11 protein-coding genes and 1 pseudogene are annotated in these 12,889 nt (G+C 69.1%); 1 reads left to right on the top strand and 11 read right to left on the bottom strand.

What is annotated here, in order from left to right; genetic code table 11:
* Nucleotides 1–269: 269 nt before the first annotated feature.
* The 5 genes from pstB to VDQ18_RS19410 form a co-directional block, all read right to left on the bottom strand.
* Complete coding sequence (gene pstB, locus VDQ18_RS19430) at nucleotides 270–1,106, bottom strand: phosphate ABC transporter ATP-binding protein PstB (protein WP_323022557.1); 837 nt, start codon at nucleotides 1,104–1,106, stop codon at nucleotides 270–272.
* A gap of 1 nt (nucleotide 1,107) precedes the next feature.
* Nucleotides 1,108–2,469, bottom strand: a complete 1,362-nt coding sequence (gene pstA, locus VDQ18_RS19425; protein WP_323022556.1) for a phosphate ABC transporter permease PstA — start codon at nucleotides 2,467–2,469, stop codon at nucleotides 1,108–1,110.
* The gene (pstC, locus tag VDQ18_RS19420; protein ID WP_323022555.1) at nucleotides 2,466–3,833 is read right to left on the bottom strand and encodes a phosphate ABC transporter permease subunit PstC; all 1,368 of its coding nucleotides are present in this window, start codon (nucleotides 3,831–3,833) and stop codon (nucleotides 2,466–2,468) included. The genes pstA and pstC overlap by 4 nt, the downstream gene beginning before the upstream one ends.
* Nucleotides 3,834–3,907: 74 nt before the next feature.
* Entirely contained in the window at nucleotides 3,908–4,915 is a 1,008-nt protein-coding gene (locus tag VDQ18_RS19415) for a substrate-binding domain-containing protein (RefSeq protein ID WP_323022554.1), read from the bottom strand.
* Between the two features lie 171 nt (nucleotides 4,916–5,086).
* The gene (locus VDQ18_RS19410) at nucleotides 5,087–5,992 is read right to left on the bottom strand and encodes a carbohydrate kinase (RefSeq protein ID WP_323022553.1); all 906 of its coding nucleotides are present in this window, start codon (nucleotides 5,990–5,992) and stop codon (nucleotides 5,087–5,089) included.
* Between the two features lie 131 nt (nucleotides 5,993–6,123).
* Between VDQ18_RS19410 and VDQ18_RS19405 the strand changes: the two genes are divergently transcribed.
* On the top strand, nucleotides 6,124–7,275 hold the full coding sequence (locus VDQ18_RS19405; protein WP_323022552.1) for an ROK family transcriptional regulator: 1,152 nt from the start codon (nucleotides 6,124–6,126) through the stop codon (nucleotides 7,273–7,275).
* Nucleotides 7,276–7,679: 404 nt separating this feature from the next.
* Here the strand turns inward: VDQ18_RS19405 and VDQ18_RS19400 are convergent, their stop codons facing one another.
* The 6 genes and pseudogenes from VDQ18_RS19400 to VDQ18_RS19375 form a co-directional block, all read right to left on the bottom strand.
* A complete protein-coding gene (locus tag VDQ18_RS19400; protein ID WP_323022551.1) occupies nucleotides 7,680–9,530 on the bottom strand; it encodes an SLC13 family permease in 1,851 nt (616 codons plus the stop codon).
* Nucleotides 9,531–9,716: 186 nt separating this feature from the next.
* Nucleotides 9,717–10,328 (bottom strand): nucleoside/nucleotide kinase family protein, encoded by a 612-nt coding sequence (locus VDQ18_RS19395; protein ID WP_323022550.1) that lies wholly within the window; start codon nucleotides 10,326–10,328, stop codon nucleotides 9,717–9,719.
* Nucleotides 10,325–10,780, bottom strand: coding sequence for a hypothetical protein (locus tag VDQ18_RS19390; RefSeq protein WP_323022549.1), 456 nt, complete (start codon nucleotides 10,778–10,780; stop codon nucleotides 10,325–10,327). Before VDQ18_RS19390 ends, VDQ18_RS19395 begins: the two co-directional genes overlap by 4 nt.
* Before the next feature lie 127 nt (nucleotides 10,781–10,907).
* Nucleotides 10,908–11,666: a squalene/phytoene synthase family protein gene (locus tag VDQ18_RS19385; protein ID WP_323022548.1), complete on the bottom strand. Its 759-nt coding sequence runs from the start codon at nucleotides 11,664–11,666 to the stop codon at nucleotides 10,908–10,910.
* A gap of 33 nt (nucleotides 11,667–11,699) precedes the next feature.
* A complete protein-coding gene (locus tag VDQ18_RS19380; protein ID WP_323022547.1) occupies nucleotides 11,700–12,683 on the bottom strand; it encodes an alpha/beta hydrolase in 984 nt (327 codons plus the stop codon).
* Nucleotides 12,680–12,889, bottom strand: a pseudogene (locus VDQ18_RS19375) (class I SAM-dependent methyltransferase); the annotation flags it as partial. The pseudogene VDQ18_RS19375 and the gene VDQ18_RS19380, both read right to left, overlap by 4 nt.

Below are 12,889 nucleotides of genomic sequence, written 5' to 3'. Positions count from 1 at the left end.
ATCACGGTACAGGCTGGGAAGCCGATGACCGTGAACGAAGAGGGCGGCGTGGTCCTGATGGCCACGCCGCTTTCTCATCTTTGTTCTTCAAATATCCACGGGGATCTTCAAGGGGGGCGTGCCCCCCTTGAAGCAGGGGGTACGGGGGGCGGGCTCCCGGCCGCGCCACGGGCGCGGCGTTCACGGCTGAAACGCGCCACTGGCGCGTTTCCGAGACGCCGCTCACCCCCCCGCCTCCGGTCGCCCGGGGGAACCGAGGGTGAAACCTCTCAGCCGATGCGGCCGGTGATATAGGCCTCGGTCTGCTTTTCCTTCGGGTTGACGAAGATCTGCTCCGTCTCGCCGTATTCGATCAGCTTGCCCAGGTGGAAGAACGCGGTCTTCTGCGAGACCCGCGCCGCCTGCTGCATCGAATGGGTCACGATGATGATCGTATATTGCGCGCGCAGCTCGTGGATCAGGTCCTCGACAATCGAGGTCGCGATCGGGTCCAGCGCCGAGCAGGGCTCGTCCATCAGGATCACCTCGGGGCCCGTGGCAATCGTCCGGGCGATGCAGAGCCGCTGCTGCTGGCCGCCGGAAAGCCCGGTGCCCGGCGCGTCCAGCCGGTCCGACACTTCCTTCCACAGACCCGCCTTCTTCAGCGAGCTTTCGACCAGATCGTCGGTCTCGGCCTTGGTCTTCACCAGCCCGTGGATCCGCGGCCCATAGGCGATGTTGTCGTAGATCGACTTGGGGAACGGGTTCGGCTTCTGGAACACCATGCCGACGCGCGCCCGCAGTTCCACCACATCGAGCGAGGGGTCGTGGATGTCGTCGCCGTCGATGGTGATGAGGCCGCCGACCTTGCAGCCCTCGATCGTGTCGTTCATCCGGTTGAAACAGCGCAGGAAGGTCGATTTCCCGCAGCCCGAGGGGCCGATGAAGGCGGTGACCGACTTCTCGGGGATCTCGATGGAGACATCGAAGATCGCCTGTTTCGGGCCGTAATGAACCGTCACATCCCGGGCCGAGATGCGGCTGACGCTGCTCGCCACCGAGGCCGGGGCGGAGGGGCGGATGCGGGTGCCGCCCAGGGGCGCGCGGGTTTCCGGGGTCGCGTTCATCTCAGGCTTTCCTTTCCAGGCGGGTCCGCAGCCAGATCGCCAGCGCGTTGAGCAGGATCATCAGGCCCAGAAGGACGATGATCGCGGCGAAGGTGCGTTCCTCAAAGAAGTTCCGGTTCTCGTTGCCTTGCCAGAGGTACACCTGCACCGGCAGCGCGGCGGATTGGTCGAGGGGCGTCGCCGGGATATTGGCGACGAAGGCGTTCATGCCGATCAGCAGGAGCGGCGCGGTCTCGCCCAGCGCCTGCGCCACGCCGATGATCGAGGCGGTCAGGATGCCCGGGAAGGTCACCGGCAGCACATGATGGAAGACCATCTGCATCTTCGACGCGCCGATCCCCAGCGCCGCCTGCCGCAAGGACGGCGGCACGGCGCGCAGGGCCGAGCGGGTGGCGATGATGATCGTGGGCAGCGTCATCAGCGTCAGCACCAGACCGCCGACCAGCGGCGCCGACAGCGGCAGGTGGAAGATGTTGATGAAGACCGCCGCGCCCAAGAGGCCGAAGACGATGGAGGGCACCGCGGCGAGGTTGTTGATGTTCACCTCGATCAGGTCGGTGACGCGGTTCTTCGGCGCGAATTCCTCGAGATAGAGGGCCGAGGCCACGCCGATCGGCACTGCCAGCAGGATCACCACCAGCATCATGTAGAAGGACCCCATGAAGGCCCCCGCCAGACCGGCCGAGGCGGGCGAGGCGCGGCTGTCGACATTGGTGAAGATATGCCAGGCGAAGGCCGGGTGCACCGCGCCGGTCTCGATCAGCGCGTCGATGGCGTCGCGGGCCGGGCGGGTCAGCTGCTGGCGGTTGTCGGGCAGGTCGCGGCTGAGCTTGCCCTTGGCCCAGTTGTCGCCATCGGCGGACAGGAGCAGGCGCACCGGCACGGTCTGGCCGATCAGCGCGGGATCGGCGGCCACCATGTCGCGCAGCACGAAGCGGGCGCCCGAGTCGATGATCGAGACGGCGGCGCGGTCGTCGACCTCGACACCCGAGCCTGCGTTATCGACCGCGGCGACGATCAGCCGGTTCCAGTTGACCAGCGCGAGGCGGCGCTGCCAGCCCAGCATCTCGACCCGGAAATCGGCCTCGGATTGACCGGCCTGCTGCACGGGGCGCTCGGGCAGGTTGATCACCGCCGGGTCGAAATAGACCTCGGCATCGAGGTTGTATTGCCAGAAGGCCGGCACGCCCTTCATCAGGATATTGCCGAAGAGCACGGCGACGAAGGCCATGGCCGCCAGCACCGAGGCCAGCCCCAGCAGCTTGAACCGCGTCTCGGCCCCGTTGCGGCGGGCCAGCGATTTGCGCACCTGCGCCCGGCGCCGGTCGTTGGCGGCGGCTTCGGTTTCCAGGATCTCGGTCATTCGTATTGCTCCCGGTATTTCCGGACGATGGCCAGCGCGCCGATGTTCAGCATCAAGGTGATGACGAACAGCGTGAGGCCCAGCGCGAAGGCGACCAGCGATTGCGGCGAGGCGAAATCGGCGTCGCCGGTGAGGGCCGTCACGATGGTCACGGTGAAGGTCGAGGTGGGCTCGGCCGGGTTGAAGCGCAGGATCGGCGCATTGCCCGCGGCCAGCACCACGATCATCGTCTCGCCGATAGCGCGGCTGACGGCCAGCAGGATGGCGCCGACGATGCCGGGCAGCGCGGCGGGGACGATCACGTTGCGGATGGTTTCGGACTTGGTGGCGCCCAGACCCAGCGAGCCGTCACGCATGGCGCGGGGCACCTGGCGGATAATGTCGTCGGACAGCGAGCTGATGAAGGGGATGATCATGATCCCCATGACGATCCCCGCCGTCAGGGCCGAGGTCGCATTGACCCTGAGCCCCACCAGATCGCCCAGACCCGACAGGGCCGGACCCACGGTCACCAGCGCGAAGAAGCCGTAGACGATGGTCGGGATCCCGGCCAGCACCTCGATCACCGGCTTGATGACGTTGCGCAGGCGGGGATTGGCGTATTGCGTCAGCCAGATCGCCGACATCAGCCCCACCGGCAGCGCCACCGCCATGGCGATGACCGAGATCATCACCGTGCCCAGCAGCAAGGGCAGCATGCCGTAGCTGCCCGAAGCCTCGTTCGAGGTGGTCGAATAGCCGGGGTTCCAGACGGTGCCGAAGAAGAAATCGACCGGAGAGACGAAGGTGAAGAAGCGGATCGTCTCCGTCACCAGCGAGACGACGATGCCCAGCGTGGTCAGGATCGCCACCACCGAGCAGAAGATCAAAAGCGCCTTGATGGCGGCCTCGACATGGTTGCGGGCCCGCATCCGGGGGCTGAGGCGGCCGCGCATCAGCACCAGCCCCGCGACACCGAGGATGGCACCGAGACCGACGGCGGCCATCAGGAGCGTGGTGTTGAACCGCGCCAGATTGGCGCCCGCGGTGGTTTCCCAGGCCTGCGCCTCGCCCGCTACGCCAAAGCCCGAGGCAATGTTGCGCAGCCGGGCGGCGGCACCGGCGTAATCGCTGGAGCCGGGGGCGATCTCGGCCGGGATCTGACCGGCGATGTACCAATCCTGCAAGGTGCCCGAGGTCACCAGCCACAGGAACAGGATGGACAGAAGGGGCAGCGTGGCCCAGAGGGCCAACAGCGCGCCATGGTATTGCGGACGGCTGTGCAAACGGCCCGCACCCGCCAGCGCCTTGCTGCGCGAGACGCCCTGCTGATAGGCGACGGCCATCAGGGCCAGGACGAGGGCGGCAATCAGGAGACTGGTCATGCGCCGGGCTTCATCTTCGAGACAGGGAAGCGGCGCGCCCCGGTGGATCCGGGACGCGCCAGCGATCGGGGCCGTTACTGGCCGACGCTCACGCCGTTCATGAAGTTGTCGAGGGTCTGGGCGGTCTCTTCCGCCGGGGCGGGGATCAGGCCCGCCGCTTCCAGACGGCCACCGGCACCGGCCATGGCGTCCGACAGGAAGAACTGGACGTATTCCTCGATGCCCGGGACGACGCCGATATGCGCGCCCTTCACGTAGAAGAACAGCGGGCGCGACACCGGGTATTCACCCGAAGCGACGGTTTCCAGCGAGGGGGTGACGCCCGACATGGTGGCGACTTGCAGCGTGTCGGTGTTCTGCTCATAGAACGACAGGCCGAAGACGCCGACGGTGTCGCTGTCCGAGGCCAGACGCGCCAGCGTCTCGGTGTAGTCGCCGGCGATCTCGGTCACGTTGTCCTGACGCAGGGCGCCGCAGACCTCGTGGTCGGTGCCTTCGCCCATGACTGCTTCACAGCCCGGGAAGATCACCTTCTCTTCGAAGACTTCGCGAGTGCCGTGGTTCGAGGCGGGGATCGCCATGACGATGCGCTGCGCGGGCAGCGAGGGGTCGATGTCCGACCACAGCGTCGGCTGAGCGGTGCCTTCGGGCAGGTTGGCGGCGATCGCCATGTAGACGAAGCGCGGCTCCAGCGCGAAGTCCGGGCCTTCGGCCGACGAGGCGAAGACGATGCCGTCATAGCCGATGCGGATTTCGCGGATGTCGGTCACGCCATTGGCGGCGCAGCTCTCGATTTCCGAGGCCTTGATCGGACGCGAAGCATTGGCGATGTCGATGGTCTCGGCACCGACGCCGGCGCAGAACTGGCGCAGGCCGCCCGACGAGCCGCCCGAGGCGACGACCGGGGTTTCGAATTCGGGGAAGGCCTGGCCGAATTCCTCGGCGACGATCGAGGCGAAGGGCAGAACCGTCGACGAGCCGGCGATCTGGATGTTGGTGCGGGTCTGGGCGAGCGCGGGCGCGGCCATCAGCACGCCGGCAGCAGCGGCGATCGCGAGGAAGCTCGTGGTCTTGGCGAACATGGATTTCTCCTGGGTCATTCGGGGTCCAGCCCCTTTTCTTTCGAGGCTGTGCACCGGGTACGCCCGTTGCATGACGCTTCTGTCACACCCACATGACAGTTCTGTAACACCCGACCGCAGACCCGGGGCGGTCCCGCCTCGCCCGGGCGGGATGCAGGTGTTAACGCCTTGTTAAGGCTGGATCTCGTGAGCCCAGGGCGGATTCGCCCCGGCGCGCGACACGGTGACGGCTGCCGCCGCCGATCCGAGCCTGAGCGCCTCGCGAATCGCCCGCTCGTCCAGCGCGGCAAGGCCCGCGCGACTCAGCAGACCCGCCCGCGACAGGCTGGCCAGCACGCCCGCGTTGAACGTGTCGCCCGCGCCGACCGTATCGACCACCGCCACCCGCCGCGCGGGCTCCACCAGCCGGTGCCGGGCGCTGATGGCCCGCGCCCCCTTGCCGCCATCGGTCACCAGGACCAACGCCGCCCCGCCGTCGATCAGCCCCTGAAGGAAGCCCTCCCCATCGCCCCGGGCCAGCCAGCCCAGATCTTCGTCCGAGAGCTTGACGATATCGGCCATGCCCAGCATCCGGCCAAGTCGCGCCCGGTAGCCTGCCTCGTCGGTGATGAAACCCGGGCGGATATTGGGGTCGATCATGGTGACGGAACCGGCCGCACGGGCGCGCACCATCATCGCCTCATAGGCGCCGCCGCAGGGCTCCACGACCAGCGAGATGCCGCCAAAGAAACAGGCCCCGGCCGTGACCGGGGGCAGATCGGCCTCGGTCAGCAGGCGCCCGGCGGTGTTCTCGTCATAAAAGGCGTAACTCGCCTGCCCCTCGACCAGCCGCACGAAAGCCAGCGTGCAGGGCCGCGCGGCGGTGACACAGGGCGCGCTGTCGACACCCGCATCCGCCAGGCTCGCCCGCAGCATGTCGCCGAAGAAATCGGCGCTCAGGCCCGAGAAAAACGAGGTGGGCGCGCCCAGACGGCCCAGCGCGATGGCGGTGTTGAAGACCGCGCCGCCGGTATGGGGTGCGAAAGCCCCCCCCACTGGCAACATGTCGATCAAAGCCTCGCCGCAGCACAGGATCATCGCGCCCTCCCCCGATTCCCTCGCGGTTCATAAAGCCGCGGCAGCCGGGACCTGTCAATTAATAACTCACTATGATTTATTTATTGACAGCCCGCCCCCGGCGCCCGAAAGCTGCCGCCCGGAGGGCCCGAATGCAGAACCCCGGCACCAATCAAAGCGGCATGCGGCAGGGCAACGAACGCCTTGTCCTGACCCTGCTGCGCCGCCACGGCCCGCTGCCCAAGGCCGAGATCGCCCGCATGACCGGCCTTTCGGCGCAGACCGTCTCGGTGATCATGCGCGCGCTCGAAGACGAGGGGCTGCTGGCCCGCGGCACCCCGCAGCGCGGCCGCGTCGGCCAGCCCTCGGTGCCGATGGCGCTGGCGGCCGAGGGGGCGTTCTTCCTCGGGCTGAAGATCGGGCGGCGGTCTTCCGAGATGGTGCTGGTCGATTTCCTCGGCCGGATCCGCGACCGCCGGATCCGCCGCCACGATTGGCCGACGCCCGAAGCCGCGCTCGATTTCGCCGACAGCGCCGCGCGGGAACTGACCGAAACCCTGCCGCCGACGCTGCGCCCCCGCATCGCCGGGATGGGCGTGGCCCTGCCCTTCCGCCTCTGGGACTGGCCCGACAGCCTCGGCGCCCCGTCCCGGGCGATGGAAGCCTGGCGCGATTGCGACCTGCGCGCCGCGCTCGCTGCCCGCCACGGGATCGAGGTGTTTCTGGAGAATGATGCGACCGCCGCCTGCGGCGCGGAACTCGTGTTCGGCACCGCGCCCCTGCCCGCCGATTTCCTCCATGCCTATGTCGGCTTCTTCGTCGGCGGCGGGATGGTGCTGGAGAGCAGGCTCTTCCCCGGCCGCCGCGGCAATGCCGGCGCGCTGGGCTCGCTGCCGGTGCGGGGCGCGGACGGCGGGACGGTGCAACTCCTCAACCGCGCCTCGACCGCCCGGCTGGAGGCGGCGCTGCTGGCCGAGGGCCTGCCCGCCCACGGGCTCTGGTCCACGGCCGAGGCGTGGGACATTCCCGAACGCCTGCTCACTCCCTGGATCGAAGACGCCGCCGAAGGCCTCGCCCAGGCCGCCGTGGCGGCGCTGGCGCTCCTCGAAATCGAGGCGATGGTGATCGACGGCTGGATGCCCGGGGCGATCCGCCAGCGGCTGGTCGCGGCGACGGATCGGGCCTTCCGGCGACAGGATCGGGCGGGCCTCGAACCCCTGCGGCTGATCGAGGGCAGCCTTGGCCCCGACGCCCGCCCCCTCGGCGCCGCCGCCCTGCCCCTCGCCGCCCGCTACCTGACCTGACGCGCCCGTGCGCTCGGCCTGTCCGCCTGCCGAAAGCCCGGGGGGTTTTCCACCCCCCTGCCCCCCGGAGGATATTTGAGGCGCAAAGAAGAGCGCGGTTCACGCCGCATTAAGGTTAATACCCCCTTCCGCAGCGCACCGCCAAAACCCGATCCGGCAGGCGCCCGACGCCCCGACCATAACCCCGCCCCCCTTCATCTTTGTTCTGAAAATATCCCGGGGGGTTTGGGGGGCTGGCCCCCCATGACTGCCGTTCACCCAAAGGGCGGCGCCTCGGCTCCACAGACACCGCCGGTACCAGCCCGGCCAGAGATCCGGCGAAACGGGCCGCCGCGGGCTGACCGGACCGTCCATAGGGGCGCCGCATTGTCGCCCCCCTGACGAAGCCACGCTGGCTTCAGCGCCTACAGCGGCCAGATGATCAGCAGCAGCGGCAGACTGACCGCTACAACCAGCCCCTCAAGCGGCAAGCCGAGCTTCCAGTAATCGCCGAAACCAAAGCCCCCCGGCCCGAGGATCAGCGTGTTGTTCTGGTGCCCGATGGGTGTCAGGAAGGCACAGGATGACCCGATCGCCACGGCCATCAGGAAACTGTCCGGATTGACGCCCAGCGTCGCCGCGATCCCGATGGCGATGGGGCACAGCACCGCGGCGGTCGCGGCGTTGTTCATGACGTCCGACAGGAACATGGTGACGATCAAGACCACGGCCAGAGCGGCGATGGCATTGCCCTGCGCGATGGTCTCCACCAGGAACCGGGCCAGCACATCGGCGGCCCCCGTGGCCTGCATGGCGCCCGCGACCGGGATCAGTGCCGCCAGCAGGACGATCACCGGCCAGTCGATGACGCTATAGACCTGGCGGGGCGGAACCGTCCGCAGGAGCATCGAGGCGATGAGGCCCAGGGTGAAGGCCGCCGCCGCAGGCAGGAGTCCGGCGGTAACAACGCCGACGGATCCCAGCATGATCACGCCCGCAATGATCGCCATCCGCTTATCGGGGATGCGCAATTCGCGCTCGCCCAGCGGAACGCAGCCGGTGTCGTTGATGAAATCCGCCATGACCTCGGCCGGGCCCTGCATCAGCAGGAGGTCGCCCGATTTCAGGTTCAAGGTGCGCAACCGCGCCCGTGGCCGTTGCCCCTCGCGCGACACGGCCAGCAGGTTCAGGCCGTAGCGGGTGCGCAACCGGAGATCACTGGCAGAGCGGCCGACGATGCTGGAGCCGGGCAGCACGGCCAGTTCGCGAAGCACGATGTCCTCGTCGCGCTTGCTGTCGTCTTCGTCCGCCGCGTCCGGCGCCGCGACGGCCAGCTTGCTGCCCTCGGCCGATTGCGCGCCTTGCTCCTTGTCCTTGTCCTTGGAGGAACCCTGCCCTTCCAACTCGATCCCCAGCACCGCCAGCGCCTTGGCCAAGGTATCGACATTGGCCTCCAGCACCAGGATGTCGCCCTCGCGGATCTGTCGTCCGCCATGCGGCGCCGTGATCCGCACCTCGTTGCGCACGAGCCCGACGATCTGCGCTTCGCTGTCCTCGATCTCTTGCTCGAAGCCGCGCAGGGTCAGCCCCACCGCCTTGCTGTCCGCGGGGACCCGCACTTCGGTCAGATAGGCCCCGGTGGCGAAGTCGCCGTTCGACGCGGCCTTGCGGACCGGCACAAGGCGCCATCCTATGAGCGCGACGAAAGCCACCCCGACCAGCGCCACGGCCACGCCGACGGGGGCAAAGTCGAACATGGCGAAGGGGCCCAAACCCGCCTCGGCCCGGAAGCCGGAGACGATCAGGTTGGGCGGCGTGCCGATCAGCGTCGTCATCCCGCCGAGGATCGTGCCGAAGGCCAGGGGCATCAGCACCTGTCCCGGCGTCATGCCCAGCCGGTCCGACAGACGGACGGCAACCGGCATCAGCAACGCCATCGCGCCCACGTTGTTCATGAAGCCCGACAACAGCGCGCCCAGCCCCATCAGCGCGACCATGCTGCTCACCCGACCGGCATCGCGTGGTAAAAGCGCGCGCGCCACCCAATCCACCGCACCGGTGTTGTGCAGGCCTTTGCTGAGCACCAGGACACAAGCCACGGTGATCACCGCCGGATGGCCGAATCCGGCGAAAGCCTCGGCGCTCGGCACCAGCCCCGTCACCACGCAGGCCATCAGCGCCAAGAGCGCGACCACGTCATGCCGGAACTGCCCCCAGAGAAACAGCACCATCGTGGCCGCCAGAATGGCGAAGATCAGCAATTGCGGAGTGGTCATCGGAAGAAATCCTGCCATGCAGCCTGGCAACCTGCGTAACCGATGCAGCCCGTTGCAGAAAGGGGGCGATCCGCGGCAGGCGGAAAACCGTCTCGCGGCAAGTGCTTGGGCCACCGTTTTCCTGGCCTCGCCGCCAAAGCCATGGCGCGCTGCCCGCAGACTGCTGTCCGCCCGATGCGCGCGTCCTCAACCCGTGGGAACCAACAGATCCGCTTGGGCCGAGCCCTCTTCCACCGCGCGGATGTTCGGCAGGTCGTTGCTCCGCACCCAGTCGCGCGCCCGCTCCTCGCTCCAGCCCAGATCCCGCCAGCGCGCCAGAAGCCGCGACTCCAGCACCGGCTCGGGCACCGACAGACGGATCGTCAGATCCCAGAAGCGCGCGAGGTCCGACCAGGGCGGCGCCGTGAGCAGCAGGTAATTGCCCTCGACCAGCACGATCCGCACCGAAGGCCCGATCTCGCGCGCAGAACCCCGGGAAAGATCCAGCGCCCGGTCGAAAACCGGCACCAGCACCGGCCGGTCATCGGCCCTGAGCCGCGCAAGGTCCCGCGCCAGACCGTCCCCGTCGAAGGTCCAGGGCGCGCCCTTGCGCGCTCGCTCGCCGCGCGCCTCAAGCACCGCATTGTCGAGGTGATAGCCATCCATCGGCAGCACCGCCGCGGCCGGGCCCAACGCCCGGGCCAGCCCCTCGGCCAGTGTCGACTTGCCCGATCCCGGCGGCCCGGCCAGCGCCACGAAACGCCGCGACGGCCCGGCGCCCAGCCGGGACCGGATCGTCGCCGCCAGCGCCTCGGTCACACCGGAGTTCCGGCCAGATGCTCGCGCAGCGACGTCCCCAGGATGCGCCGCCAGAGTGCCCGGTAGCGGGTGTTCAGGTCCTCAGGCACCGGGCCGATGGCATGATGCTGCACCAGCAACCGGCTGCCGGTCGCCGTCTCGGAGATGTCGAAATGCACGCGGCCCGCGACCACGCCCTGAACGCCGAACCAGCCGTTCAGATAGAGCCGCCGGTCGGGCTCGATCGCGTCGACAACACCCCAGATAACCCCGCCGCCACCGGCGCCCGTCTCGATCATCGGCGCCCCCAGCTCAGGGAGCAGCGACAGGCGCCCGGAGGGGCCCGTGAGCCGCACATCGACAGGCCACCAGGCGTCGAGCGACAAGGTCAGCGCCGTGAACAAGGCAGCGCAGGTCGAGGTGAAATCGTACTCCTGCCGGATTTCTAGACCCGGTACCCCATGTCCGATCAAGGCACCCCCTTTGCCGCTCTGATCAAAGAGCTGGCTGGCCGGTAACACCTGTATACACTAAACGCGATAAACCCTTGGTTTGGCTAGAGGTAATAGAGACATTTTCCGTTTCAATTGACGGTAGATGTCAGAATCCCCGTAGCCGGTGCCAGATCAGCCCGGCGCGGCGCAGGATTTCCGCCTCGGCCAGCCCGCCGCCCTGCGCCAGCGCCGGTCTGGCCCGGGCCCGACGCAGCACCGCGCCCGTGCGCCAGGCGGCCCAGAGCGCGGGCCGGGCCGGGGCCGGCAGACCGCGCAGCGCGCGGGTGGCGTGACCGATCCGGTCCAGCCCGGTCTCGGCCAGCGCCGCCACCGCCGCGCCCTCGGGCAGGCCGCGGCGACCGGCCGCGTCGAGCGCGGGCAGCGCCAAAAGGTAATTGGCAAGCCCCTGCGCCGCGCCCAGATCGCCCGCGGCCGGACTGTCCGGCCCGCCCAGCGCCAGCACCGCCGCCCGCATCAGCGCCCCGCCCGTCCCGTCGAGATAGGCCCAGAGCGCCGCCTCGCCGTCGAAGGGCTGCGCGGTGCCGATCTCGGCCTCGCGCGCGTCGATCATGGCGTGAAGGGGCGCAGCGGGCAGCCCGGCGCGGATCAGCGCCTGCAGGGGCGACGCGACTTCATGCGCCTTCATCTCCTCCAGATCCACCACCTCGCGCCAGAATTGCAGGCGCATCTGGGCGATCAGCGGCTCGCGCGTGACCCAGGGGGCGCGGGCCAGTTCCAGATTGAAGGCATAGAGCGGGAACAGCGCCGCCCGGGCCGCCACCGGCGCCGCCATCGCGGCCAGAAAGCGGTCGGGGTCGCCCTTTTCGACAAGGGCAGCGCAGGCATTGATCGCGTCACGGTCCATGGCGCGCGGCATAGCGCGGGGCGCGCCCGGGCGCTAGTCCCCGCTCAGGAAGGCCACCACCCGGTCCAGCGTCTCGGGGTCATCCACGACCGACAGATGCGTGGCGCCGGTCAACGCGTATTCCCCCCGTTCGGTCACGGCACGGAAGGTCGGTTCATAGGCCTCGGCCCGGAAGGCCTCATCCGCGCGCCCGGCCAGCAGCAGGAAGGGCGGCAGCGCGGCGATATCGCCCTGCCAGTCACGGCGCGGCGCGAACGAGGCGTTGAGGCGGAACGAATAGGCCCGCGTGGCGGTGGCGCCCTGCGGGCCGTCCAGCACCGCCTCGGGAAAGCGGAACTGGATCACCGGCAGGTGGTTCAGCGCCCGAATGCCCACGCCGTTCAGCATGCTGAGGCCGATGATCCGCCGCGTCATCACGCGGGCCCAGCCGCCGGATTCGGGCCTTGCGGTCGGCGCGTCGTATTGCACGAAGGGCGCGAGCAGCACGGCGCGCTCGATCAATCCGCCCTGCGCGCCGCCCGCGAAGCGGATCACCAGCCCGCCGCCCGAGGAATGGCCGAGCATCGCCACCCGTTGCCCCGGCCGCGCCTGCCCCTCGATCAGGTCGGCCAGATCATCCTCGAACTGGCCGATGTAATCGACGTCGCCACGGCGCGCGGGCGCCGGGCCATGCCCCCGCAGATCGGGCGCCACCACGTCGAACCCCGCCGCCGCCAGCCCCGCGCCCAGACGGGCGAATTGCGCCCCGTGCCAGCCCGAGCCATGCACCGCGACCACCAGCGTCCCGGCCTCGGGTCCGGCGTCCCAGCGCCGGAAGCCCAGCGTGGCACCATCCCGGGCAGGGTAGCTCTGCAACGCGGGCAGGTCGGCGCCGCTCAGCACGCTGAAATCGAGGCCCTGCCCCTCGGCCCTAAGATCCGCCACCGGAGGGTCGCTGGCAATCAGCCCCAGCGCGATGGCCCCCGGAATGGCCACGCACAGCGCCGCCGACATCGCGATCTTGCTCAACAGAATCATGCGGGCTCCACCACCAGCAACCGGTAATCGTAACTGTCGCCCCAGCGCTTCCAGAGCGCGATCTCGGCCTTCAGGGCGCGGGCAAGTTCGCTGTCCGGCTCGTCGGCCAGCACCGCCTCGAGCGGGTCGTAATAGCGCGCCCAGCCCGCGCGGCCGACCCAGCGCGCGCCCAGAACCCGCCAGCCCGCCGCCCTGACCTCGGCCTC

It is taken from the genome of Pararhodobacter sp. (genome assembly GCF_034676075.1).
In the GTDB taxonomy this organism is placed as follows: Bacteria; Pseudomonadota; Alphaproteobacteria; order Rhodobacterales; family Rhodobacteraceae; genus Pararhodobacter.
Note: the sequence above shows the minus strand (reverse complement) of the source record. Positions and strands in the feature narration are given on the sequence as shown.